28 protein-coding genes are annotated in these 24,235 nt (G+C 43.8%); 16 read left to right on the top strand and 12 right to left on the bottom strand.

Going from position 1 to position 24,235, the window contains the following annotated elements; translation table 11 throughout:
• Nucleotides 1–500: 500 nt before the first annotated feature.
• Nucleotides 501–1,262, bottom strand: coding sequence for a transporter substrate-binding domain-containing protein (locus tag AB4161_RS19420; RefSeq protein ID WP_372083970.1), 762 nt, complete (start codon nt 1,260–1,262; stop codon nt 501–503).
• A 286-nt stretch (nt 1,263–1,548) separates the two neighbouring features.
• Between AB4161_RS19420 and AB4161_RS19415 the strand changes: the two genes are divergently transcribed.
• The 4 genes from AB4161_RS19415 to AB4161_RS19400 all read left to right on the top strand — a co-directional run bounded on the left by AB4161_RS19415 (nt 1,549) and on the right by AB4161_RS19400 (nt 4,706).
• Nucleotides 1,549–2,598, top strand: coding sequence for an HlyD family secretion protein (locus AB4161_RS19415; RefSeq protein WP_017062229.1), 1,050 nt, complete (start codon nt 1,549–1,551; stop codon nt 2,596–2,598).
• 72 nt (nt 2,599–2,670) lie between these two features.
• Nucleotides 2,671–3,684 (top strand): DUF2955 domain-containing protein, encoded by a 1,014-nt coding sequence (locus AB4161_RS19410; RefSeq protein ID WP_017070267.1) that lies wholly within the window; start codon nt 2,671–2,673, stop codon nt 3,682–3,684.
• Nucleotides 3,647–4,114: a MarR family winged helix-turn-helix transcriptional regulator gene (locus AB4161_RS19405; RefSeq protein WP_017062227.1), complete on the top strand. Its 468-nt coding sequence runs from the start codon at nt 3,647–3,649 to the stop codon at nt 4,112–4,114. The genes AB4161_RS19410 and AB4161_RS19405 overlap by 38 nt, the downstream gene beginning before the upstream one ends.
• Nucleotides 4,115–4,166: 52 nt before the next feature.
• Entirely contained in the window at nt 4,167–4,706 is a 540-nt protein-coding gene (locus tag AB4161_RS19400) for a lipocalin family protein (protein WP_017062226.1), read from the top strand.
• A gap of 64 nt (nt 4,707–4,770) precedes the next feature.
• Here AB4161_RS19400 and AB4161_RS19395 read toward each other — a convergent pair whose 3' ends face one another.
• Entirely contained in the window at nt 4,771–5,109 is a 339-nt protein-coding gene (locus AB4161_RS19395) for a hypothetical protein (protein ID WP_017084570.1), read from the bottom strand.
• Nucleotides 5,110–5,345: 236 nt separating this feature from the next.
• Here AB4161_RS19395 and AB4161_RS19390 point away from each other — a divergent pair, with 236 nt between their 5' ends.
• The 5 genes from AB4161_RS19390 to AB4161_RS19370 all read left to right on the top strand — a co-directional run bounded on the left by AB4161_RS19390 (nt 5,346) and on the right by AB4161_RS19370 (nt 8,567).
• Nucleotides 5,346–6,179: an AraC family transcriptional regulator gene (locus tag AB4161_RS19390; RefSeq protein ID WP_372083968.1), complete on the top strand. Its 834-nt coding sequence runs from the start codon at nt 5,346–5,348 to the stop codon at nt 6,177–6,179.
• A gap of 104 nt (nt 6,180–6,283) precedes the next feature.
• Entirely contained in the window at nt 6,284–7,012 is a 729-nt protein-coding gene (locus tag AB4161_RS19385; RefSeq protein WP_136982857.1) for an AzlC family ABC transporter permease, read from the top strand.
• A gap of 2 nt (nt 7,013–7,014) precedes the next feature.
• Complete coding sequence (locus tag AB4161_RS19380) at nt 7,015–7,344, top strand: AzlD domain-containing protein (RefSeq protein ID WP_050644634.1); 330 nt, start codon at nt 7,015–7,017, stop codon at nt 7,342–7,344.
• Between the two features lie 62 nt (nt 7,345–7,406).
• Complete coding sequence (locus AB4161_RS19375) at nt 7,407–7,712, top strand: NIPSNAP family protein (RefSeq protein WP_136982856.1); 306 nt, start codon at nt 7,407–7,409, stop codon at nt 7,710–7,712.
• Nucleotides 7,713–7,793: 81 nt separating this feature from the next.
• The gene (locus AB4161_RS19370) at nt 7,794–8,567 is read left to right on the top strand and encodes a ribonuclease H family protein (protein WP_136982855.1); all 774 of its coding nucleotides are present in this window, start codon (nt 7,794–7,796) and stop codon (nt 8,565–8,567) included.
• 185 nt (nt 8,568–8,752) lie between these two features.
• On the opposite strand, the gene AB4161_RS19365 is transcribed toward AB4161_RS19370, so the two are convergent.
• Nucleotides 8,753–9,901 (bottom strand): glycosyltransferase family 4 protein, encoded by a 1,149-nt coding sequence (locus AB4161_RS19365; RefSeq protein ID WP_372083966.1) that lies wholly within the window; start codon nt 9,899–9,901, stop codon nt 8,753–8,755.
• Nucleotides 9,902–10,217: 316 nt separating this feature from the next.
• Between AB4161_RS19365 and AB4161_RS19360 the strand changes: the two genes are divergently transcribed.
• The 5 genes from AB4161_RS19360 to AB4161_RS19340 all read left to right on the top strand — a co-directional run bounded on the left by AB4161_RS19360 (nt 10,218) and on the right by AB4161_RS19340 (nt 14,321).
• Nucleotides 10,218–11,144: a glycosyltransferase gene (locus tag AB4161_RS19360; RefSeq protein ID WP_017062218.1), complete on the top strand. Its 927-nt coding sequence runs from the start codon at nt 10,218–10,220 to the stop codon at nt 11,142–11,144.
• 16 nt (nt 11,145–11,160) lie between these two features.
• A complete protein-coding gene (locus AB4161_RS19355; protein WP_017067059.1) occupies nt 11,161–12,597 on the top strand; it encodes a lipopolysaccharide biosynthesis protein in 1,437 nt (478 codons plus the stop codon).
• A 75-nt stretch (nt 12,598–12,672) separates the two neighbouring features.
• Nucleotides 12,673–12,990 carry a hypothetical protein gene (locus AB4161_RS19350; RefSeq protein ID WP_017070274.1) on the top strand — a complete coding sequence of 106 codons (318 nt, stop codon included), beginning with the start codon at nt 12,673–12,675 and terminating at the stop codon, nt 12,988–12,990.
• Nucleotides 12,991–13,120: 130 nt separating this feature from the next.
• Nucleotides 13,121–13,735 (top strand): LysE family translocator, encoded by a 615-nt coding sequence (locus AB4161_RS19345; RefSeq protein ID WP_102320553.1) that lies wholly within the window; start codon nt 13,121–13,123, stop codon nt 13,733–13,735.
• A gap of 151 nt (nt 13,736–13,886) precedes the next feature.
• Nucleotides 13,887–14,321, top strand: a complete 435-nt coding sequence (locus AB4161_RS19340) for an N-acetyltransferase (protein ID WP_017062214.1) — start codon at nt 13,887–13,889, stop codon at nt 14,319–14,321.
• A 74-nt stretch (nt 14,322–14,395) separates the two neighbouring features.
• Here AB4161_RS19340 and AB4161_RS19335 read toward each other — a convergent pair whose 3' ends face one another.
• The 4 genes from AB4161_RS19335 to AB4161_RS19320 all read right to left on the bottom strand — a co-directional run bounded on the left by AB4161_RS19335 (nt 14,396) and on the right by AB4161_RS19320 (nt 17,617).
• On the bottom strand, nt 14,396–14,863 hold the full coding sequence (locus AB4161_RS19335) for a DUF3429 domain-containing protein (RefSeq protein ID WP_017062213.1): 468 nt from the start codon (nt 14,861–14,863) through the stop codon (nt 14,396–14,398).
• Nucleotides 14,860–15,405 (bottom strand): glutathione peroxidase, encoded by a 546-nt coding sequence (locus tag AB4161_RS19330; RefSeq protein WP_372072976.1) that lies wholly within the window; start codon nt 15,403–15,405, stop codon nt 14,860–14,862. The genes AB4161_RS19335 and AB4161_RS19330 overlap by 4 nt, the downstream gene beginning before the upstream one ends.
• An 84-nt stretch (nt 15,406–15,489) precedes the next feature.
• Nucleotides 15,490–16,833: an ABC1 kinase family protein gene (locus AB4161_RS19325; RefSeq protein WP_372083963.1), complete on the bottom strand. Its 1,344-nt coding sequence runs from the start codon at nt 16,831–16,833 to the stop codon at nt 15,490–15,492.
• A gap of 397 nt (nt 16,834–17,230) precedes the next feature.
• Nucleotides 17,231–17,617, bottom strand: coding sequence for a thiol-disulfide oxidoreductase DCC family protein (locus AB4161_RS19320; RefSeq protein WP_017062190.1), 387 nt, complete (start codon nt 17,615–17,617; stop codon nt 17,231–17,233).
• A 162-nt stretch (nt 17,618–17,779) separates the two neighbouring features.
• Here AB4161_RS19320 and AB4161_RS19315 point away from each other — a divergent pair, with 162 nt between their 5' ends.
• Nucleotides 17,780–18,337 carry a DUF1439 domain-containing protein gene (locus tag AB4161_RS19315; RefSeq protein ID WP_372083961.1) on the top strand — a complete coding sequence of 186 codons (558 nt, stop codon included), beginning with the start codon at nt 17,780–17,782 and terminating at the stop codon, nt 18,335–18,337.
• A 216-nt stretch (nt 18,338–18,553) separates the two neighbouring features.
• On the opposite strand, the gene AB4161_RS19310 is transcribed toward AB4161_RS19315, so the two are convergent.
• From AB4161_RS19310 to AB4161_RS19300, 3 genes are all read right to left on the bottom strand, one after another.
• Nucleotides 18,554–18,712, bottom strand: a complete 159-nt coding sequence (locus tag AB4161_RS19310) for a hypothetical protein (protein ID WP_372050963.1) — start codon at nt 18,710–18,712, stop codon at nt 18,554–18,556.
• Nucleotides 18,713–18,714: 2 nt separating this feature from the next.
• The gene (locus AB4161_RS19305; RefSeq protein WP_017069640.1) at nt 18,715–18,918 is read right to left on the bottom strand and encodes a hypothetical protein; all 204 of its coding nucleotides are present in this window, start codon (nt 18,916–18,918) and stop codon (nt 18,715–18,717) included.
• An 80-nt stretch (nt 18,919–18,998) separates the two neighbouring features.
• On the bottom strand, nt 18,999–20,210 hold the full coding sequence (locus AB4161_RS19300; protein ID WP_017039122.1) for a carbohydrate porin: 1,212 nt from the start codon (nt 20,208–20,210) through the stop codon (nt 18,999–19,001).
• A 583-nt stretch (nt 20,211–20,793) separates the two neighbouring features.
• Between AB4161_RS19300 and AB4161_RS19295 the strand changes: the two genes are divergently transcribed.
• Nucleotides 20,794–21,702: a LysR family transcriptional regulator gene (locus AB4161_RS19295; RefSeq protein WP_017039121.1), complete on the top strand. Its 909-nt coding sequence runs from the start codon at nt 20,794–20,796 to the stop codon at nt 21,700–21,702.
• Nucleotides 21,703–21,761: 59 nt separating this feature from the next.
• On the opposite strand, the gene AB4161_RS19290 is transcribed toward AB4161_RS19295, so the two are convergent.
• Together AB4161_RS19290 and AB4161_RS19285 are read right to left on the bottom strand one after the other, a co-directional pair.
• Complete coding sequence (locus AB4161_RS19290) at nt 21,762–22,148, bottom strand: hypothetical protein (protein ID WP_017071821.1); 387 nt, start codon at nt 22,146–22,148, stop codon at nt 21,762–21,764.
• A 17-nt stretch (nt 22,149–22,165) separates the two neighbouring features.
• Nucleotides 22,166–23,827, bottom strand: coding sequence for an amidohydrolase family protein (locus AB4161_RS19285; protein WP_017071822.1), 1,662 nt, complete (start codon nt 23,825–23,827; stop codon nt 22,166–22,168).
• Nucleotides 23,828–24,235 lie beyond the last annotated feature (408 nt).

Below are 24,235 nucleotides of genomic sequence, written 5' to 3'. Positions count from 1 at the left end.
CTTAAGGTTCTGTCTATGAGTTTTGGTTAGAAGTAATTACTTAGTCGTTCTTCGAATATAATCATGGAGCTATTAAAGACTTATTTCCAGTGATGGATTGACATTGTTCATCACTGGAATTTCATCCTGTAACGCCGCACTCATTTTCTGAGTGTGATGGGATGAGCATGAATATTTGCATAAAATCAACTTAGGACCTTACGGTGTTAGAGGAAAGTATGGGTCAAAGGGGGTTAAGCTGGATTCTAGTAAGTCGCTAAGTTGGTGAATATGTATTGACCAACACGTTAGTATAACTTGGATAATAACGACTAAATAAATACTACTAAATATGCATTTAAAACAAAATAGTATAATGTTTAGTACTACTTCTACTATAAATTTCTAACTTGGTTTCAGCGACATTAAAAAAGCCGCTCTTTATGAGCGGCTTTTTGCTATCTGATGCTTTCTAAAGTGAACACAGTTCGCAATTAGTTTAGTCCACACTGCATACCAAACTATTCGTAAATGCTGTATGAAAAATACTTACTTGCGATTTTTTGATGCTGACCATTGTCGATCAAGCGCTGGATACCGTCATCAATAAGATCTTTGAGTTCATTATCTTGTTTTCGTACCGCGACACCAATACCACGCCCGAACCATTTTTCTTCTGTAAATTTAGGACCCGTAAAGTGGTAGTCCTTACCTTGCTCCGTTTCAAGAAAGCCCGTATTGAGTCCCATAGAACCACCAAACACGCTATCTAGGCGCCCGTTGAGTAAATCGGTAAAGGCTTCGTCGAATGATCCATAACGCTTGATATCTACATTTGGGTAGATCTCGGAAAGGTATTTGTCACCAATGGTAGCGCACTGAACTCCAATTGTTAGTTCATTTAAGCTGCCGTCATCCATATTGATTTCACGCCCTTTTTCCATGACAAAACGAGTGGGAACTTTAGCGTAAGGCATCGTGAAGTTAACTTTCTTTTCACGTTCTTCGGTAATTGTCATAGCCGCTATAATTGCATCGTTTTTACGGCTTAAAAGCGAAGGGATAATCCCGTCCCAGTCAGTTTTTGAGATGATACATTTTACTTCTAATTCGACACACAAGGCGTTGGTTAAATCGACTTCAAACCCCTCTAATTCACCATCTTGCGTTGTCCAGCTGAATGGTGGGTATGCTCCTTCCACCGTAAATCGGATTTGCTTCCAATCTTTTGCGTAAGTAAATACTGAGAAAACACTGACGAATACAACAAATATCCACTTCATTTTTATTTCCTTATAGTTTTAATGGATAAGTTGGTTAATCAAATGTTAAAGAATATCAATGTTAATGCATATCATTGTGAGCAAAGGCATTAGATAACTTCTGGAACTCTTGCTTCCCAAACTAACTACACGACTTTTTCTTATCTAAATTTCTATTTATATCTTTCATAAACAGTAGCTTGCTGTACTTCTCGCAAGATCTTTAAGATACTCACCTTTGATTTATGTTGCATCTGAAACAAAAATCAATACAATGAGCGCATTATTTTGTTGCAGGTGAAACATTATGGCTAATAAAGCGTATCAATGGATGCTCTATCTAACACTTGGCACCAGTGCCTTGTTTGCTCTTTTCTTGGTGGCAAGTGACAACCTTGCGCCGTTCACAACTCAAGCTCAATTGCACATTCCAACCAGCCGTATTGCTGCAGAAGTGTCGGCGCCAGTGGTGGAGTTGGCTGTTAAGAATGGTCAGGATGTAAAAAAAGGGGAACTGCTAGTTCGCTTAGATCCAACTCGTTTTGAATTGGCGTTAACTCAGGCTGAAGCGGCTTTGGTTGAAGCAGAGCAAAGCTATGAAGCAAACAAGCAGCACTTGCATGGCGCGGAAGCGACGTTACGTCAGCGCCAACACGAAGCTCTGAATGCCGAGAGAAAATTGAAGCGTAACCAGCAATTGATTTCGAGAAAACTTGTTAGCCAAGAAACGCTAGACGATAGCCGATCGGACACGATTGTAAGACAGCAAGCCGTCGAAGCTGCGCAAGCCGATATTGAGCAGATAAAAGCTGAGCTTGAGAAAAGCAGCGACAACGGTGCTTTGGCTGTTGCTCGAACTCGCGTTGAACTGGCGCAATTGGATTTGGACAAAACGACAATCGTCGCGCCTGTTGATGGCGTAATCAGCAATCTCAACCTTAACTCAGGAACCTATGTTGGCGCTGGCAGCCCCGTTTTGTTTTTGGTTGATCGCCAGCATGCTTGGATTAACGCAGACTTCAACGAAAAGGGCAGTGCAAATCTGACTGCGGGAACAACCGTTCGTTTGGTGTTTGATGCAATGCCTGGTGAGGTGTTTGAGGGAAATATTCAAGGTCGTGAACTGGCTATCTATGATGCGAGCAGCGACAACAGCGGCCTCGCGAAAGTCGTGAATGATGATCGCTGGATTCGAGACCAACAAAAAGTGCGTACACAAGTAACGTTGCCGTCACTTGATCACTCATTGTTCTCAGGCTCTAAAGTGAGCGTGATGGTGGTGCCTGAAGCGACGTTTTGGGATGTGATCGGAAGTGCATGGATGGAAGTGCTAGCTCGCATTCGTTACCTAGTTTAACTGTGCTCTTCAATCATCGACTAACTGACTACCCACTGACGAAATAACGATTTACGACCTAAGAGGCAGATTATGAATAACGAAGTTCGAGGCCCGATTAACTGGTCTGAAGTAGCTTGGATCAGCGCTATCGTGTCTTTGGGTATGTTGGCTCAACTTTGGCTACAGCTAGGTGTTGCGGCGTACCTCGCTCTTTATCCGGTAATGGCGGCGACCAAGATTAACGACTACTCAGTGAGAGGTATGCTCAAAGCGTTTCTCCCTATCTTGGGTGTCGCTTGTGTGGCTCTGCTTGTCGATCAGTTATTTGCCTCACACCCGGCAGTGGTTTGGGGGATCAGTTTATGGGTATTTGATTTAGCAAGAAGGTGGGCCGACACGCCTGCCAAACTTGGGAAAATCTACATCCCATTGCTCAATTGGTTTTTGGTGATTGTGTTTGCACAACATGGCCCAATGCCGATGACGGACTGGGTTCGCGATATAGCAGTGAGCATGGTGACGACCATGGTTGTGGTGAGATTTGTGATGCTGTTCTTAAAGCCGCCCAAAGCGATGTCGCCGCTGCCAATGCAAAGTGTTCCTGTGACGTACCAGCAGCGAGTGATATATGTGGTTATGCTTGGAGTTGGTTTAGCATTTTTGATGATGGTCGATTTGATTGCCGCGACGTTCTGTATGATGCCTGTGATTATTGCGGCTGCGCAAAGTGAACGCATGAACTATCAAATGGTGGTGAAAAACTGTTTACAAGCCCACGTTGGTGGTTGTGCATTGGCGTTGGTCTTCGTAACCTTGTTAGCGGGGCAACACTCCTATAATTGGGTGTATATCATTGGACTAACAAGCTTGGTGACCATGATAGCAATTTGGATCAGCGGCAGTCGTGGTGGCGTGCGAGGTATGCATACTGAAGCGATGTTAGGAACTATGCTACCATTGCAACTCTATGTTTCAGCAACCGATCTTGGTTTGCAAGATACCTACTTTCGTGCAGAGTTAATGTCCATCGTGTTGGTATTATTAGTGGTCTGCCAAGGAATTATATATGGAAAATCAACCAGCATTATCCATCACCGGAATTGATGCACTCGACAGCAATCCTATGTTCTTAATGGGCTTTGCTTACAAACAGTTTCGAGCTCAAGTCACCGCTGAGATGGGCACCACTTCGGGCATTTCTCTAGAGATGTTTGGTGCGCTTCGAGTGTTAGATAAGCATGGCAAAATCACTCAGCAAGAGTTAACCAATTACTTGCTTCGAAATCGCTCTGTGACCAAGCGTTTGGTTGATAACGCGATTAAGCTGAACCTTATTGAGGCCAGCAAGAGTGAAACGAACAAAAAGGTAAAACTTCTTTCTTTAACGGAAGAGGGCAAGAAGCTTGCCGAATATTGTGAGCCTATGGTCGATAGTATCAGCGAGCAGTTTCAGAGTGCGTTGAGTGAAGACGAATCCAAGCAGTTACAGACCTTGTTGGCTAAGCTTGTAAAAACAGACCAATTCGTCGACTGATTATGCGATCGAAGGTGTGGGTCTAATAACAATCGAATAAAGAGTAAGTGACATGACATACAAAATATTAGCGATGCTAATGATTAAGCTGTTGTTTACGTTTCGTGGCAGTAAACCTACGTCTAAAATCCCCGCCTCTGACTTTGATGCCGAACGCTTCGCTGGTACATGGTATTCCGCTTGTTTTATCCCGCATCCATTGCAATCAAAGCTCGGTTCTTTGTCGTTTAGCTTTTTATTTGAATCTGACGGTAATCTTAAGCTGACAACTCGAGGCTACAACGCGAAAAAGAATGAGTGGAAGACCAAAGAACAAGCCGCAACATTTAAGGGCTCTCAAACCGAAGCGTGGTTTTCAGTCGAAGCGAATAGCCCTTATGAGAAGCAGAGAAAGGTAATTTTCTTGAATGAAGATTACACTCAGGCTTTGTTGGTGGGTCCTACCAAAAATACCTTACAGATCTTGTATCGCACTGCAGAGTTCACCAAACAAGACTTAGACTCGCTGATTGAACGGGCGCAGAGCATGGGTTTTAAAACCAGTAAGCTAGTTCGTGTGTCACAACATATCAATGATGTGCCTGAACAATAAAGTAAGTTCGGCTAGTCCTGACTAGGTAGCTCGGCTAATAAGCAAACAACATTGCTAACCCGTTCTAATTCGCTGGCAACACCACTGCCGACGCTTCTTCCTCTGAATCTTCTTTGTCTTCTACTTGGTCAGCAACCCAATCAATTGTCTTTGTTAGATAAAGCTTGTTGGTTTCGGTGTCACACCAACTCTTGGATAATCCTCTTCGATTGAATTCACTGCCAATAGCGGCCAGTGTCTGGTTACTTGAGCGCCCGTAATACAAGGTGTCGCACAGTTGCAGGTTCGACATCGATTGTGGGTATGTATTAACCGACGAGGAGTTCATGCTCAGTGCTTTGGATTGATTGTGCGTACAGCCTGTAAGGCTCAGGAAAAAGAAAAGGATTAGCGTATTTTTCATGGTGTATCAGGTCTATTGCCGATGATTTGAAGACAGTATTGGCATGTATAATTAAATTATTGTCAATTATTCGCCAACTATTTATAGACCAAGACTTTCCTCCCAGTTAGAGAGCGTTATTAAGCCAACGACAAAAACAGTATTAACAAACAAAAGCGCAATTTTGTACAAAAGCTGAAAGAGACTATAGAGTAGACTGATAAGTCGCTCGATAATCAACAGGCTTGGGAATTGTTATGGAGAACAAGAAACGCTCTAAAGAAAAGGCCGAATATAAGATCACAGAAGAGCTCGGTGGCCTTGAAACCCTTAATGCTGAATACGAAAAGCAGAACTTCTCGCGCCACAGCCATGAGGGCTATACGCTTGGGGTTATTGAGCAGGGCGCTCAGCGTTTCTATCGAACGGGCGGACATCATATTGCGCCACAAAATGCGATTATTCTGGTCAATGCCGACGAAGTCCATAGCGGTCACTCTGCCACTGAAGGCGGTTGGGCGTATCGAGCCATGTATCCACTCCCAGATCAACTTGCCAAGATCACTCAAGAGCTAAACCTACCCAATTACGGGGCGCCTTACTTCCCAAGAGCGGTTGTTGAAGATCCTGAACTCGCCAATCAATTGAGATTAGTCTTTAACACGATTGATGAATCTGACAATCGCTTGTTAAGAGAAACCTTGATGTACGGAATGTTGGTTAAACTGATTAGCCGACACGGAAAATCGCCGCTTAACCCTCAACTCGATGGGAAAACTCAGCGCCAGCTTGTCTTAGTGAAAGAGTTCTTAGATGACTTTCCACAAGCCGATGTGTCTCTAGAAGAACTCTCTAAACTGGCGGCATTGAGCCCGTTTCACTTAGTGCGTTCTTTTCAAAAAGAGTTTGGTCTTCCGCCACATGCGTATCAAATCCAATCTCGGTTAAGGCTTTCGCGTAAGTTATTGAAACAAAGACATACCATTTCAGATACAGCGCAAGAGTGTGGCTTTCATGATCAAAGCCATTTTCATCGACACTTCAAAAAGGCCAATGGCTACACGCCGGGGCAATACATTAAAATGCTCTAAATCGGACACCTTAATTGGTTCGCGAAATCGAGCAAGTTTGTACAATCGAACCGACTCCACTCTTCTTACATTGAATAGCGAATGTAAAGAGAGAAAAGAATGATATGGATAGTGAAACAATGGATAGACGAACACAGTTATGGAAAGGCGTTTTAGCGGGAATGCCTTTGAGTATTGCGGTAATCCCTTGGGGAATTCTAGCCGGTTCATATGCGATAGATGCCGGATTGAATCAACTTCAAGCGCAAGCGATGTCGGCTATTTTGTTTGCTGGCTCAGCGCAACTTGTCGCTGCGGGTATGTTCAAAGCGGGTATTGGTTTAGGCACTATGTTGTTGACCACACTGTTCATCACCTCAAGACACTTTCTGTATAGCGTATCGATGCGTGACAAAATTAGCCATCTTCCTGCGCGTTGGCGTCTATTACTCGGATTTTGGCTCACCGATGAGCTGTTCGCGATTTGTAGTGGGCAGTCTCAGAAAGAATTTAATCGCTGGTATGCTGCGGGTGTAGGCGGCGGTTTTTATCTCGTTTGGAATATTGCGAGCTTTGTCGGCATTGTCGCGGGAAGCCAAATTCCTTCGCTTAATGAGATTGGGCTCGACTTCGCGGTCGCAGCAACCTTTATCGCTTTGGTGTTCCCATTAATCCGAACTCTACCCGTCGTTGTGTGTGTTGTGGTTTCATTGGTCACTTCGGTTGCCATGTCGGTTAACAATATTGAGGGCGGGCTAATGATTGCAGTGATCGCCGGTATGTTAGCGGGCTTTTTCAGCGAGTCGTTCCAAGAGCGAAACAACGGTAACAAGACAATCGTGGAGGGGAAATAGAGATGATTTGGTTAACGATATTACTCATGACTGCGATTGTTTTCTTTAGCCGGTATTTGTTTCTTGAGCCTGCAATCCCGCTTCGACTCAATCAAACCGCAAGGCGCCTATTGCGCTATTCAAGCCCAGCGGTGCTGACTGCGATTTGGGGGCCAATTGTATTTGCTCCTGAACAAACATTTTGGCCAAGCCTTGAAAACCCATACTTGATAGGCGCGGTGGTGACTGGCTTATTGATTTGGAAAACAGGCAATGTGCTACTAACGATCGGCGTTAGCATGGCGGTGTTTTTGTTCTATAACCTTGTCGCGGTTGATTACCTTTTCTCGTGAGCTTCAACTTCAATGTCAACTTAGGCTTTGTGTTTCTCCTATTATTTAAGGGCTGTATAAATATGATTACTTGTTCTGTTCGATATGTGATTGATCCTAAAAAGGTAAATGAGTTTGAGGCATACGCAAAAATGTGGATTCCTCTGGTCGCTAAATTCGGGGGCCAACACAATGGTTATTTTTTACCGTCGGAAGGGGCGAACAATATTGCCTTGGCGCTGTTTACCTTTGAAAGTTTGGCTGCCTATGAAGAGTATCGGATTAAATCGTTGAACGATGCCGAGTGTATTAAAGCGTTTGAATTTGCAGACGAAGTTGATTGCATCGTGAGTTATGAACGCAGCTTTTTTAGACCTGTTTTAGAGTGATAGACCTTGCAACGTATAGCGTGGTGGCATCTAATGTACTGATTCACTGTTTGTGTGTTTAGGTTTTGGTAAGGAGTTAGTTTGGCTAAGAAATATTATGTGGTTTGGAAAGGTCGTACACCGGGTATTTTTACCACTTGGAATGACTGTAAGTCTCAAGTCGATGGCTTTGCTGGTGCGAGATATAAATCGTTCCCAACACTAGGCGAGGCTGAGTCTGCTTTCGGTGGTAAAACGTCGTCTGCGTCAGGTTCTACAGCGACAAAGCCAAACTCTGCGGGTAAGGCGACGAAAGCTAAGGTGCCGCCTCTTTCGGAGCAGCAAATCACTGATATGCCTTTTGATATCAAGATCTTTACCGATGGTGCTTGTGAACCAAACCCCGGTGAAGCGGGGACGGGTTTAGCGGTATACCGAAACAACCAATTAACAGAATTGTGGTATGGCTTGTATCAACCTGTTGGTACCAACAATACCGCCGAATTACATGGGCTTAAGCAAGCGTTTATTCTCGCGAAAGAGAAGTTAAACGCGGGCCTCTCTGTTGCGATTTATTGTGATTCTAAGTACTCAATTGATTGTATTACTAAGTGGGCAACGGGTTGGGAGAAAAAGGGCTGGACCAAGTCTGGCGGTGAGATCAAAAACCTCGATATTATTAAGCCTGCGTATGCGCTCTACCAAGAACTGGCTTCAAAAATTACCATCTACCATGTGAACGGTCACGTTGGTATTGAAGGTAACGAACTGGCCGATAGAATGTCGATTGTGGCTATTTCATCGAAAGAGCAACAACTCGCTCAATATCGTGACATCGACGATATTGAGTCTATTTTGGCACTGCGAGCAGGCTAGTTAGGCTTCTTAATGAAAAGCTACTGAAAGCATAAGTCGCGATCATTGGGCAGTGCTAAGTTGAGCGTTACATTTCAAATTGATGTAGCGCTCTTTTGTTTTTGTGGTGCTCCGTTTTCTTATGGTGCTTAGTTGTTCTTGTGAGGCGTAGCAGTCCTTGTGATGCTTACTGCCTGAGTTAATCCTTATTGAGCTGGGTTCTCTATCCAACGAGATAATTGCTGAGCTTGTTTGATCGAATTAAAACTGTCTTTCACTCTCTCACGTGCCTTTAAACTCATCGATGTTTTATCGTTACTGCTCAGCTGCGCGAAACGCTCAATCGCTTCTCTTAATTCTTCCACGTTTTTTTCGCTAACCACAAAACCTGTCTCTGGTGAGACGATCTCTTTGCATCCCATGATGTTGGTGGTAATGACTGGCGTTCCCACAGCCATCGCTTCTTTTAAAACCAGAGGCCCTGTATCCACACATCCGGTTTCGGAAAAACAGAAGGGCGCGATTAGGCTGTCATAATTCGATAGTTTCTCTTTCACCCATTCATGAGGCTTAGCGCCAAGAAAGGTCACGTTTCGAGTGAGCCCATTTTCTTTGACCTGCAATTTTAACTGTTGCTCTAAATCGCCAGTACCGACGATATCGAGATGAATGTCGAGAGGTTCGGCAATCGGCGCCAATGCATCAATAAGATGGTGGATACCTTTTTGCTCCACTAATCGGCCAAGGAAAACAAAGCGAAGTTGCTTCGTTTCGATTTTTGGGTTGAGTTGGAATTGTTTGGTATTAACTCCGCAATGCAAGAGTTTAATGTTTCCTTTCGCCATGGTGTTGAAGTCAGCAAGCATGTCTTTACACACTGCAACCACAAAATCACTCGATGAAATTTTATGTTCAATGTCATAAGCGAACTCATAAACATCATGACCATGAGCAACGAACGAACAGGTGATATTCAGCAGCTTTGCCGCGACGATGGCGTGAGCAGTGGTGTGCTGACAGAAATGCGCGTGAACGTGTTCGACGTCGTTTTCCGCGAGTTGCAGCGCTAATTTAAACCCATAAGCGAACAGTGACTTTTTGGGCATGCTGGTTTGCTTAGAAATAAATGAGACAGCCTTGATGAAACCTATCCAGTTAATGCTGGCGACTTTACCCTTCCGAACATTTTTACCTATTTCGACAATGTCGTAGTCGAACTGTTTTTCACTGTTTTCAATTTTGAACGTCATTACACACACATCGTGCCCACACGCTTTCACGGAGTCGACTTCTGTTTGAATGAAGGTCTCACTGAGTACAGGGTAGGTTGGTGCCACAAATGCTACTTTCTTCATTCCTTACTCCTCAAATCCATATGACTAAAGCTATCAAGCCAAGGTAATAACCAATAAAGCAAGATACGAACCAAGATCGAATCGTAGCTTTAGAGGGCTTTCTGATTGCTTTTCGAAGGTTACCCCTTAAGAAGTCGCTCGTTTTCTCAAATTGATAATCAAATTGGAGTTGCAGTTTTTTTGAACATCTGTGTTTGGTCGTCATTTTGAGAATGGACGCGTAGGTGGCTGATCTAGATGTGATTTCATAGCAAGACACTCTCGGCATAGAACATGCAACGTCAGCCATATAAAGGATAAATCTGAGGGCGTCATTATGGCTAAAGTAAGTGTTGTTATTCCTACCTACAATTGTTTGGATTACCTGCCGAAAGCGATTGGTAGTGTACTAAAGCAGACTCATCAAGATGTTGAGCTGATTGTCATTGACGATAACAGTAACGATGGAACGTCGACGTATCTTGCTTCTATAGACGATGAACGCATTATTACGTTGTCCACATTGGGTGTTGGTGCGCCTCAAGCGAGAAACCTAGGGATTGAAAAGGCGACCGGTGAATACATCGCTTTTTTAGACGCAGACGATTTCTGGTTTCCTGAAAAAATTGAGCGCCAACTCGAATTTCATCAACGTTACCCTGATCTCGCGATGAGCTTTACTAACTACGAGCATCTTACTGAAGATTACCAAGTAATAGTCGACTGCTTTAGTTACTGGTCGCAGTTTCAAGATCAAGATGAGCTGTTCATCAATATCGAGAACCCGTTGGAGTTCATCATAGAAAATAACGTGATTGGAACATCAACGGTCATGGTGAAAGCGGATGTGTTTTCTCAAACAGACAGTTTCAATGCTGACATCAAGTATGGGGAAGATTGGGAACTGTGGCTTCGAATGAGTGAAAACCATCAGATCGGTGTGTTGAACTCGGTGCAGGTTGGCTATTTGATGAGAGCGAGCTCTGTTACCCAAACTGAAAGTCTTAAATTGAGAAATTTGCAGTCTATAGAGACTATTCTTCAACATTACCAAAATGACAGTCAACGATGGAATCTACCCACTTCTAGCTTCAAAATCGCAAAGGCGAGAATACTGGAAGGTTATGCTGACTATTATCGAGGTTTACAACAGAATAGACAGGCTATTGCCTACAGTTTCCGTTCTTTGGTCATGTCACCTCAAAAACGCACATTGCGACACCTAATTGGAGACTGTAAAAGTTTCCTAAAGCCAGCTTGGTAAGGAAAAGGTGACGACTATGGGTTCTTTAAAGCAGTCAGCTTACTACGCCATCGGTATATTAATGATGAAAGGGATTTCATTGGTGATGATCCCGTACATTACGCACAATATGACGTTGGCAGAGTATGGTTCCTTAGAAGCCATTGTCTTGCTGGCAGACATTGGGACGATATTGTTCAGCTTCGGTATTGTCGATGCCATGTATCGTTATGTGGGTGTCGCCGAAGGTGATGAAAAGCAAAAGCTCGTCTCGAACTGCTTCACATTGAGCGTGCTGGTGTGCGTGCTTGGGGGCGCCTTGATTGCCCTCAGTATGCCGTTGTTAATCTTAATGTTGCCAGTTGAATTCCAGCCTTACCAGATACTGCTTCTGCTTATTCCTACCATGCTCGATGGGGCGATTTCTATCCCGCTAACGCTGATGCGTATGAACGCGATGGCGAAACGTTTTTGCATGCTCAATGTGTTGAAAGCCGGTGTTCAAGCCATCATGACTTTTGTTTTGCTTGAGGCTGGATACGGTATAGATGGCGTGTTGATTTCAGCTGCGGTATCCAGTGTGTTGCTAATGGTTTGTTTAGTGCGTTATCAATGGCAAGAGATGGGATCTTTTGGTTGCTTCAAATACTCGGCGAAGATCTTAAAATTCGGACTGCCCGTTCTGGTTGGCGGTGCATCAATGTATATGATCATGGGGCTCGACCGCTGGGTAATGGCAAGCTTCGTCGGTGTCGAAGAACTCGCGATTTATGCGGTTAGCGGAAAGTTCGCGTTGATTCTTGGTCTGTTGTTGCAGCCTTACGCGCTTTGGTGGTTTCCAAACCGTGTGGCGATGCTTCAACAGCCGGGTGGCAGTAAGATGTGTGCCGATAGGGCGTTAGTCGGAGTGAACCTCGCCATTGTTTTAGGTTCGTTGATGATTCTAACGGTACCCGGATTTATTTCTCTCATTTTACCGAGCAGTTATCATTACGCGGGGGCCATTGTTGTTGCGCTGCTTGCGATTAGCGTTATCAAAAATGCAGGTGATTATCTTAACCTTGGTTGTTTCAGTGGCGATTCGAGTCAATCTCAAATGTGGATTCAAGGTGGATGTGCGGTCTTGGCGGCCATTGGTTATTTCACAGTGACGCCTATTTATGGCGTGTGGGGTGTTGTCGCGGTTCTTTGTGCAACTTATGTTGTGCGGCTCATGCTTCTGTATGTTGTAAGCCAAGCGATGGAACAATTACCTTATGAACACAGCAAGTGGGTAACCGCAGTTAGCATCGCATTAGTAGCGATAGCGAGTGATCAACTTCTGGGATTGGTGTTGGTTGATGTCCATGACTTTATTCTTGGATCGGCTGTTGGTGTAATCGCGCTGGTGGCCTTTGTTAAATACTCAGTGATCGTTGTCCCGCAAGCTCTGCTCGACAAGTTGATGCTGGGTAAGCAGTCTCACGCAAATTAAAATAAAACACTGTTCATAATGTGTGAGATTCGATAGTATTTATAAATTCAATGAATGCCATCAATGGAAAGATACATGAACAAGTGGATTGTGCTCTCAGCTCTATTCTCAACCTTATCGTACGCTTCGTCTGAATTGTCTAACCACGACGTACTCACTCAGCACTTTGACGTTCCTGAAGCTATCTCCTTAGAAAATCAAAACAGGGTATGTAATAGCCTTGTTTGTAGTTCGGTGTCTGCGCCAAAATCTGTTCCTGCTGTTGGCGACTTCCCAGAGCGAGAATCAAACCCAACGATAGATACAATTGCGAGCGCTATCTATTTCGTCGGTGAGATTGGTGTCGCCGAAAATCTAGCGACACCCGAGTACGAACAGTTTTTTGAGAACTGATTGAAAATTTACTGTATAGATTTGGTGCTTATTTTTTATGCAGTTACAAAAGATATGAAATGCTGTTATAAACGATAAGACCTTGTTTAAGGATTTTATAATCACGGCATTTGGCAATTAGGAAGCACCAATGGAAATCTGGAAGTTACTGCTGTTTATCCCCGCTTGTTTTGCGCTCAACATGACTCCGGGCCCAAACAATTTGTTATCAATGAACAACGCCCGTTGTTACGGATTTCAGGCCGCCTTTGTCGCAGGCCTAGGAAGAATCCTCGCTTTTTCTGGCATGATTGCTTTGGCTGCATCTGGCTTAGCGGTTGTGCTTTATACTTCTGAAACGCTGTTTTTCCTGATCAAACTATTTGGCGCGATGTATCTGTTGTGGATCGCGTTCAACCTATGGCGCTCACACGCCAGTCCGGTCGTGGATATCGAACGAAATAAGAATTGGTTTGGTCTGTTTAAACAAGAATTTGCACTCGCTGCTGGCAATCCAAAAGCGATACTCATTTTCACTGCATTCCTTCCTCAATTTGTCGATGTTTCAGCGAACGTAAATACTCAATTCTTTGTTTTAGGTAGCACCTTTCTAGTGTTAGAAATGCTCGCGATATCGATCTACGCGGCATTTGGCTTATACCTCAGAAACTGGTTCTCTAAGCCACAAATGGCAAAACGTTTCAACAAAGCGTGCTCGGTTTTTCTTGCGTTATCTGGCGCAAATTTGTTGGTTATTCGACAGTAAAACATAAGTAACCTAATCTACTCCTCAGGCGTTAGTTAAGTGGCATCTTCGTTAAGGTAGTTCGTAAGCCTTTAGGCTGTTGATATATTATTAATAGCACCTTTGAGTTTGCATGTTTAAACTTGAGGTTCGGTTTAAATGAGGTCTATCTATGAATGTTGTTTGTGCGGAAAAACAAGAACTGGCTGATATCTACCAGCTTGAACATGCTTTGTTTGGCGCTCACGCCTATCCGCTGTTTTTCTTTCGTCAGGCCTTTGATTGCTGGGGAAAAGGTTTATTGGTTGCTAAGCAAGACTCAAAGATTGCTGGCTATGCCTTAACGACAACCACAGACAAGCAGAATGAGTTTTGGGTCCTATCATTGGCTGTAGACCAGAATTATCGTGGCATGGGAGTTGGCCGGAAACTGATGCAACAGGCGGTTGAGCAGTTGCCTCGAGATGCTAGGCTTTTGCTCACTGTAGACCCAAATAACACATCGGCTCGTGCGCTTTATGCATCGATGGGGTTCGTTACCATCAAGCAAGAAGACAACTACTTTGGTGATGATGAGCCGAGGTTAGTGATGAAGCTCATCATCTAGATTGTTGCTAACGGTTTTTAACAAAGGCGCTTAACTAAATCAAAGGCTCACACTTCAAAGACAATCTCGTAGCTCTAGGTTAGCATCACGATACCGTGCATTAACACGACACTAGAGGTCAGCCGAGTCCTCATATCAAAGTAGCCATCAGGACCTTGGCTCTGGTTCTCTTCTCTCATCGTCCTTTCAGCTCGCCAAACCGCAATATAACCAAAGATGAGAATCAGAGTTGTCACTAGCTCTTTTTGTTCGCCAAGCAATACTGCCAGCCAAGCGATGAGCACAATCGCGTTGCTTATTAGCAGTGCTTTGTTACTTGATTGGCTTTCAAAGTTTTCGATGCCATTTGCCCACAAGATCCCTGAAAGAAAACTCAAAATTGCCACGCTGTAGGTGATGAACAGCGTTTCACCGCTTATCCCCATAAATTGGCTGTCGGTGAGCGAAAGGAGAAGACCGAATAAAAACGGAATTAACCCCATGTACCCCAGTTTGGCCATGGTGTTACGGGTTTGAGTTGTTGCCATGTAATCCGCCTTCATAACTGCTGCTCAATCGCGTTTTTGAGCGTGGCACTCACTGGAGATGTGGAGCTAGGGAAGGTGGCGACGACTTTACCTTCTTTACTGATCAAGAATTTGTAAAAGTTCCATTTAGGCGTTACGCCCGCTTGCTGTTGTATATCTGTAAACACGGGGTTGGCGTTGCTACCAGACAGTGAAGCTCGCGCCATCATTGGGAAGGTCACGCCATAGTCTAGGTAACAAACCTTTGCCGTCTTCTCTTCGCTTCCCTTGTCTTGGCGAAAATCATTACTTGGGAAACCGATAACCGTGAAGCCTTGGTCTTTGTAGGTTTGATGAAGTTGCTCGAGTTGCTCAAACTGCGGAGTGAAGCCACATTGGCTCGCTGTATTTACCACCAATAGAGTTTTGCCTTGAAACTCATCGCACAAGGCGATTTCTTCGGTTGAGTTTAACAAGCGCTGTTTGCCATTAAGTATTTCGGGACAGCTCGCTGCAAAGGCGATGGAACTCGTGAGGCTTGTAATCAGTGCGGTTGAGCAAAGTAGTGAACATTTCATAGGGTTGGCTCATTTTAGTTGGCGTAATGGTTATTACTCTTGAGCACGATGAAATGATCACTTTGCGTATTATTTACTGTCTCATTAACTCGCGCTTTTAGTTGTGCTTTTGCTCTCTGAGATAAGATATGGAGCGACCAAGCGACTGATATTCACTTTTGCACCAAGGCGAGCCGCTAATAGATACATGCCACCAATTTTTCGGTGCAGGAACAGCGCATCGGCGGGCGGCGTATGCCAATACTCTTGTTCCATGCTCAAAATGGTGCCTGCTTCACGAAGCCTTTGTGCCAATCCACTGGCTTTGAAGTCGTACTCTTCGTCAACTAACATCGGCTCACAGGCCATCTTCACTAGATTTAGAATCGCTTGGCGTTGTTCGGGAAGAATTGTCTCGCTAAAGAATCCTATTTGCTCTAAAGCTCGGTTGAGCACTTGCTCATCGTTGTTAATGACAGAGGAAAAGGCCAAGCTATAACCCTCGCTGAAGCGGTCACTGTATTCACGGGTTGCTCCGAAATCTAACAAGCCAATTTGTCGGGTGTTTTCAACGTAAAGGTAGTTGGCGAAATTGGGATCGGTTTGCACCATCTTAAAGTCGAACAACTCTCTGAATAGAAGCTCAAGCAAGCTGTGCATCACAAAGTCACGGGTGTCTTGGTCGTAACTTTCTATCTGTTCTATAGAGACGCCTTCGATGAAGTCCATGGCGAGCACGGATTCTGAAGAGACTTGCGGATGAATCTTAGGTACGACGAAGTGAGAGTGCTCTTTTAATGCATTGTGATAACGAGTTGCATAGCCAGCCTCTCGAGCGTAGTCCGCTTCATCATGGAGCTGTTTTTTTGCCTCTTCTAACAAGCCTTTGTAGTCGACCGACTTTGGTATCAAGCCAACAATGTTGAGCAGTGTGCCGACGTTGTCCACATCACTGTCGATGCTTTTTCGAATGCCTGGGTATTGGACTTTGACGGCGAGTTTGTCCCCGGCATCGCTATAGGCTTGGTGAACTTGTCCGATAGACGCACTGGCAATCGGTTTAAAGTTGAAGGAAAGGAATTCGGTTTTCCACTGGTGCCCAAGCGAGCTCTCTAATACTTGATTGAGCTGCTTTGTTGGCAGTGGGTCAGCGTCGGAGCGCAGGCGAGAAAGAATGTCGGCTAATTCTGGCTCTAGAACATCGCCCGCATCCATTGATAGCATCTGCCCCAGCTTCATCGCAGCGCCACGTAGGTGCGCCAGTTGATCGGTCAGGCGAGCAATGTTCTGTGGCGTTAACAGTAAGTCTTTTGCTTTGGGTCTGTTGCCTTGTGCAAGCTGCTTGGTGCCTTCAGTTAGGACGTTGCCCGCGACCCTTGTCGCCAATGAGGCAAACTTACTGAATCTAGAAATTCGATGTGTGGGAAGGTTTCTCTCTTTTGCCGACATAAAGGTTCTCTCTGGGAATCAGGGTTGATACCAATCGTAGTAAATAACTGTTCACCCTAGCTTGTTAAAAATCTCGATAAAGTCGTTAGATTTTTTGATTGTAGAATAACTACTTATCTAAACTTCTTGTCGAAAAGAGCCGCCTTGTTCTCAAGCTTTTTTCCTGCGCTATTTCTTGACACTTACCTACTGTGATTGGTATGACTACAAAGTTCTATCAATCATTACACAACCGTATGTTTTGTTGTGCTAACTTGTCGCGTGGAACAGTAAACAGAATTAAAAGGACAAAGCATGAAATTTATTTGGTTGAAAGTGGCCGTTACGGTATTGGTGTTCGCAGCCCTATTTGGCATCGTTTACTACAAAGTCGCCAGCGGCATGTCTTAACTCAACACTATTTTGTGCAGCTGTTACCGTTGCAACGTGATTTTCCGGTTAGCCAAAACGAAATCTTATATCGATTTTTGGCAAACCGTAGATAACACCAATCTGCCATTGGCTTAAAAATCGCCCAACGTAACGGGGCATACAGCCAACCCTTTCCTACTAGCTTCCACGCTTGGTAAGTCACGTCTAAACCGAGCAGCAGCTTTCCGTTTTCGTCCAGTGCATGCAAGATTGTATTGGCTGCCTCGGCATCTATTTGCGGGTAGTTTGAAAACGCTTCACTGTAGATATCGACGGTCTGGATCTGATCTTTGGAATCAGACTTAGTCAGTGCTGCCATCTCTTTTGCACAAAGTGGACAGGTTCCATCGTAAAATATCGTTAATGCAGTCATTGTTTTCCTTACTATTTTCGTCAATTCTCATTGATACGACATCACCATTTAGGTGGATCATTCTGCCCAGTTATCCGACACTGTTATTGTGACAACCAATTTACAGTATCATCTCGAGGTAACATCCGTTCCATGCATTTAAAAAATAAGAGCCTATCTCCAATGACAACAAAGTTAATGAACCGTTTGATTATAGCTGTGACAGCCCTGATGCTCAGTGGTTGTGTTAGCTACAGCATTACCGAGCAAGAAATGACGAAGTACCTTGAAGACTCAGTGATGCTAGAACAAGAGGTTGGTGTACAAAGTGTGATGTACGCACAAGTGGCTGTGGATGATCTAGAAGTGCAAATTGGTCGAGCCGATGCACAACGCGTGTTCGTGTTGGCGAATACCAATGCAAAAGTTCAAGTGTTCAATATGCCTAATATGGGGTTGGATTTAGACTTAGAGTTCAGCGCGATTCCCGAATACGACAAGGAGAGTGGCGAGGTGTATCTAAAGTCGCTGCGACTAGAGCGCTTTGAAGAAAAAGGCAAACAGCTTTCGCCTGAAATAGAGACACTACTCAAACCAGTTGTATCGATGATAGGTTTTGCTTTGTCCCAGTCTCCGGTTTACAAACTCGACAGCAACAAGGTTCAAGAGTCGTTGATTAAGTCATCGGAACCCAATCTAGTGATTAAAGACAATAAATTGGTTATCGAATTGTTTGATTAGAGGCTTGTTGTATTAAAGGTTGACTAGTTTTTGCCTGAGTACGGAGTAACTTGTTATTGTGTACTCGGGCTGAGGTTAATTCACTCTTCTGATTGTTGTTCGATAAAAGCCATTAACCAGCAACTTATTTGGTGCTAGGGCATTCAGTCGAGATGTCTCCAAACTGTTGTTTATGAACATTGATTGTCAGATCACTCGGTTTACTCCAATCGATGATTAACTTAAAAACATGTCGTAATCAGAATTTGGCCATTCTGGGATTGGGTCAACGTTATCAAAGCGATGCTTAATCAAAGTAACAAGCACTTCAATGCTGATGTGTTCCCACGCCAGTAAAAGATCTGCATTACGGTATTTATCTAAGAATAACTTCAAAGTCATTCCAACCATATTGTGTGTTGATGGGCATGCCATATTGGATCGCAGTTGGAGCAATGGTTACCAAGGCCGTCATCTGGCTTTTCGGCATGTCGAACAAGAATAATTCGTTGTACTTGATCGTTACTTGTTTTTTCTGCTTCCGCAGTCGCAGTATTACAAGCCATACCTAAGAGTATCGCCAAGAATATTTTTACTTTCATTTTTTACTCGAAATTTATTTAGCACTCCTGCAAGGTTAATAACGATATTTTCCTTAATATCATTTGTACGTGTGTTTAATTTAGAACTCGAATTTTGCTTTTAGGGCAAATACCACATCGGTTTTATTCTGGATTAAATTGATGTTGTCGAAGCCATTGGTCAGATCAACCGCGGTGTGATTCAGAACTTGCACACTTGGAGAAATTTGCAGCCATGGTGTGATTTGAGCTCGGTAATACGCTTCAGTTGTATATTGGTCGTCTAAGTCCAACCCTTGCGTTGTGCTCTCCATTGGGCTTGCCCAGTTAACTGCCAGTCCAAACATGTCTTGGTTTCTCTGTGCAGGAATGTAACCAAAGCCGGCGCTTACTGAGGCGTCATACATGGCTCCGCCATCTTGAGCCCATCCAGCCCTAATGAAAGGCAACCAACGTTCAGCCACTAAACCTGATAGAGACAGGTTGATACCGTAACCTTCATCATCGTTTCCAACTGCGTCACGCTGCCATAGGCTGATATGAGCATTGCTGATGAACAGCATATCTTTACTTGGTGTCCAACCGAGTTCTAAGCTTTTCCAAGTGGCCCCTGTGTCAAAGAGCTCTTTGGCTCCTTCAACTAAGTCAGAAGCGTTGCCTTTAGCATCAAGAATACTGGCCGAGCCATAAATGCTATCTGAGAAAAAACCGCCGGCCATAACACCCAGTGCACCATCAGGCAATCCACCAATCGTTCCACTTCCGGAAGTAAACACACCACTGTTGAAGTCATTCCATGGGCTAGCTAACGCATAAAAATCGGTGTAATCCGTCATGTCTAAGAAACCGGCGTAAACCACCATCTGTTCTTGCAGTAGAGATTGACGCCAAAATAAATGAGTGGTTCTAAAGCCTTGATCACCATATAAGGAGTGAGCAAAACCTAAGTAACCGAGATCGGCCAAACCGTATTCTTTCGGGGAGTTTTCTGTGTATTTATGTCGATGCTCAAACTTGAATACAATTCCGCCTTTGTCTCCATCTTCTGTCTCTATAAGATCCCATTGACCAAAGACTCTTAATGCTCCTGCCGCAGCAGATGCATCCCCAAGAGGATCAATCGCTCCCATACTCAGCATGTTGTAATCCATGCCCAACTGTAAGCCATGCTCTTTTTGAAGGTTTTGCTTGGTTTCATTCCATGAATCGTAATGTGAACGCGAAGTCGAGGACTCTACTGACATTACTTCAGCGGTTGTTGCCCCTGATGCCAATATCAGAGCAATCGTTGACATATTCAAAAGATGTTTCATTTTAACCTCTTAGTAATTACGACTCAGCTTGGTTAATCAAATACGCTGAGTGCAAAAATAATGATGTATCTACTTTAGGATTGGATGACTGAACTTGATTGTTACTTCGCCATAAGTGTTCTCAACTCTAAGCTCTCCCCAGCGAGATTTATCTTGTGATAAAGGTGTTGCTAGACGGAGTGTTGTTTTCAAGGTGCTGCTTTCAAGATCGCCGTCGATATATGTGTATTCCGGATTGAAGGTGAAAAAAGTGCCATCGTCGCCAGTTTTTAACGTTCAGGAATGCCGCAGCAGTACCACCAATCGCGGTTTGGTTGTTGATGCCAAATCCACCGCTTTGGATAAAGTCTTCTTTGTATTCGTATCGGTATTTCACATAGGTTGTTTAGATAAGCCGGAATGATATAAACGTTTAATGGAAACTCAGAATTGCTATTGTCTGACGTGATCAGACAAACTATTTGAACCTTGTTGGTTTTTTTTGAGGTGGAAGTCGTAACCTATGCATGTTCTGTCTATACTCATCACGTCAAAGTGATTGATTTGAAAGTAATAAAGCATTATTTGAATATTGGAGTCATCTATGAATTTCAGCCTCGAGCAACTCTCCACCTTTGTGACGGTTTACGAGCAAAAATCTTTTAGCAAGGCTGCCGCTAAGCTAGATAAACACCGTAGTACCATCGGGCAAGTTGTTGTCAATTTAGAGGATATTCTTGATGTCGCACTCTTTGAGCGCAAAGGTCGCAGTGTTGAAGCAACACAAGAAGGTAAATTACTTTACCGCTATGCCAAGCAAGCCGTTGAGCAGCTAAAAGCCTTTGATAAAATAGCGCTCAACATCTCCCAAGGCGAACCAGAAACCATCAATATCGGTTATCTAAGCTTTATGCCACAGCTCATTTTGGCTGATATCAGAATGCAATTACAAAAAGACTTTCCAGGTTGTCGAGTCAATATGCTGGTCATGAATAAAAAGGAGATTGAGCAGGGGATTGAAGATGGGACACTGCACTTCGGTTTTTTGAATACTCATGAGAGTAGGGCGATGAATAGCTTTCACGCGGTTTACCTAGAAACCCTTACGCTGCTCCCATTCGCAAGTAAAGGCAGTGAACTGAGTAAAACGCCACCAAACGAACTGTTCTCTAAGTTAAAAATATCTAAGCAGTTAATCTTGAAATCATTAATCGATGAAGGGATGGCAGATAAAGTCACCCTTTCTGCTAACTATGAGCTTGTTGACCAACTTGCGCTTGTGATCCAATTGGTTCGGCTAGACTTAGGTTGGGCGTTACTTCCTCGCTCTGTTATTTACTCTGAATTTGTGCAGCAGAATTTAGTTGAGCTCAAGCCTACTGAGATTAAAAAAGGTTTAGAGGTTCCCATTTCTTTATGGAGCCCACATTCTTTACATATTGAAGGGATAAGGGAATCTATCGTTACTGCTGCTAATGAATACATCCAACACGTTTATGATGAATACTTCTAACTTGGGTTTATTAGATGAAAAAACAGCCAGTAAAAATCACTGGCTGTTATGAGGGCATATTAGTGCGCGTTAGGTAGATCGTCTCCAATCGCTTGTCGTAACTTCATCAGTTTCGTTCTTTGCCAGATATTCGTCCTTGATATCTGAATCTCGAACTCTTGATGTTCATCACAAAAGATCGCTGATGGCAATTGGTCATAACTTCCGATCAAATCATCAACTTGCACCTGAGACAAATTGGCGACATCTACGCCGACTTCGCTTACATATGAGGCCAGTTTACTCTCCTGAACTAACGTTGGCGCTTTCGGTTCTTTGACAGATATTTGTTGTCCTGTTTGTTTAAAACTAGACACATCAAATCCCATATCATCGATGCTAGTTGCACTTGTCGTTCCTGAAAACGAACCCGTGAGTAGCAATGCACATATAGCCTTTTTGATCATGATTACCTCACTTTTTTCTATAGTTGCGGATTGCCAGAGGCACCCGAGTCATCGATAGAAATCGTTGGTACTGTTAGGTTTTCCAAGAACTTTTCTTTGCTCAATCCTTCAAATCGCGATTCATCCGATGGTGTGTTACGAATGGGTTGGCCTGCCCATACTTTTTGGAACTCAGCTTCTTTAACCACTTGCTCACCATTTACGATGACATAAGAAATACCGGTTGTTGGATTGCCTTGTTCTTTGGCTTTGTAAGTCGCATTATCGGTTACGTTTTCTGGGTCGAAAATGGTGATATCCGCAACCATGCCTTCTTGCATACGACCACGAACTTTCATTGATTCAACACCCGCATCACCTAGATGCTTTGCTGCCCAGTAAGACGTTTGAGCAAGTGTGAATAACAATGGTACGCCTTCTTCACGTGCCATACGTAATACTTTGCCTCGAGTACCCGCAGTTCGAGGGTGACCTTGATATTCTGTTGGATCGGCATCCCAAGAATCAGTACCTAAACCTGAATAGATAGAATCTGCTGCAACGGTCATGTTTGGAATTTGTAGCCAGTATTTCATCCAATCTTTACGTGCAGGGCTAAACAGAACCACCAAGTGACCCGGTTCTTCAGCGGCAATGACCAGATACTCTTCTTTGGTCAGAAATTTATCGCGTGTTGGGTCGTACATCATTTCTTCATACTTCGCGTTGTACATCCCTTCCACAGACTCCGGTACAAGGAAAGATGAACCAATCGCAGTGGATGCCGCATCATATGGATAGTATTCAGACCACATCACTAAGCCTTTCTCTCGTGCAAGCTTTAGCTTTTCTTCTACTTCCCACCAACCGAAGTCGTTGTTGTGGAGCATCAAAAATGGTAAGTCGAGAAGCATCGCATTGGTAAAGATTTCGTCAAAACCCAGCTGTGCTTCTGGATTTGAAGGGTTAGCGTGAAAACGGGTATGTGATGATACAAATCGGTCCCAGTTTGCTGCGACTTTCATGGACTCGTACATCTCAAATGCCGTCAAACCATCTTTCATATAAGCGGTTGTTGAAGCTAGGTTCAATGCACCTTCTGCAAAGCCTTGATCAAGAACAGACAGGATTTGGTTCATCTGCTCGATATCAGCTTTGGTCTCAGACCAGCCACTCACACCGTCTTTAGCCGCTTCAGTTCGAAGCGAGCCAAGAATCGTAGTTGCATCATGTGGGCCTGTAATTTTCACTTCAGGATCTAGGATTTGAAGACGAGCTCCTTCGTGGCTGACACCAGTACCGTAGTTCAGTGGCCATTTACCCGCTTTTTCTTCATACCACTCACCGACGCGAATCGCACCGACTTCCAGATCCATACCCGTTGTTACACCATCTAGGGCTGCAAGCTTGATAGATAAACCATCTAGCGAGTGAAAGTGGGTATCAATGAAACCTGGGGCAACCACTTGATTTGTTGCATCGATTGTCTCATCACCGTCGAGTTTTTCTGCCGTGATTTTGATGATTTGACCATCTTTGATCCCGACGTTTAATACAGCATCCAGCATGCTTTCAGGGTCCATCACTCGTCCATTCTCGATAACTAGGTCGTAATCCGCGGCAAAAGCACCTGACGCACCTAGGCACAATGCGATACTAACAAGTCCGCTTATGCGGCCTTTCTTGAATGATTCTTTCATGATTTCTCTCTTTGTTGCTGGAAAGGTTAAAGTGTTTACCTATTTCAGCTGAAATTAATTGTCGTACTGCCGTTTGTATTTCTGGCTTACCTTTGGAAGCTGAGATAATTCTAGCTCAATTTTTATATAACAAAATTTCAGTTTGTCTGATCTAACCCTACAAACTTAAAACTTGAGTTGATGATGAGAGCCTTGGTGTTGGTCTTTAAAAGTGGTTTTCCATTATTTAGACAGAATAGATATTGTTGAGGCATAAAACCAAGATATGAATATCAGCACGATGGCTATCGGTTTGATGGTGATTCAGGCTTTAGACTGGAGTCGCTTTACTTCATCCGTTTATTGAATTCGCTGGGTATCTCACCTTTACTTTACTCTTGTGAGCAAGTCATCGCTTCAGTCATCAAA

Source organism: Vibrio sp. 10N.286.51.E5 (genome assembly GCF_041469125.1).
Lineage (GTDB): Bacteria > Pseudomonadota > Gammaproteobacteria > Enterobacterales > Vibrionaceae > Vibrio > Vibrio crassostreae_C.
The sequence above is the reverse complement of the archived record's forward strand: the minus strand, read 5'-3'. Positions and strand labels throughout refer to the sequence as shown.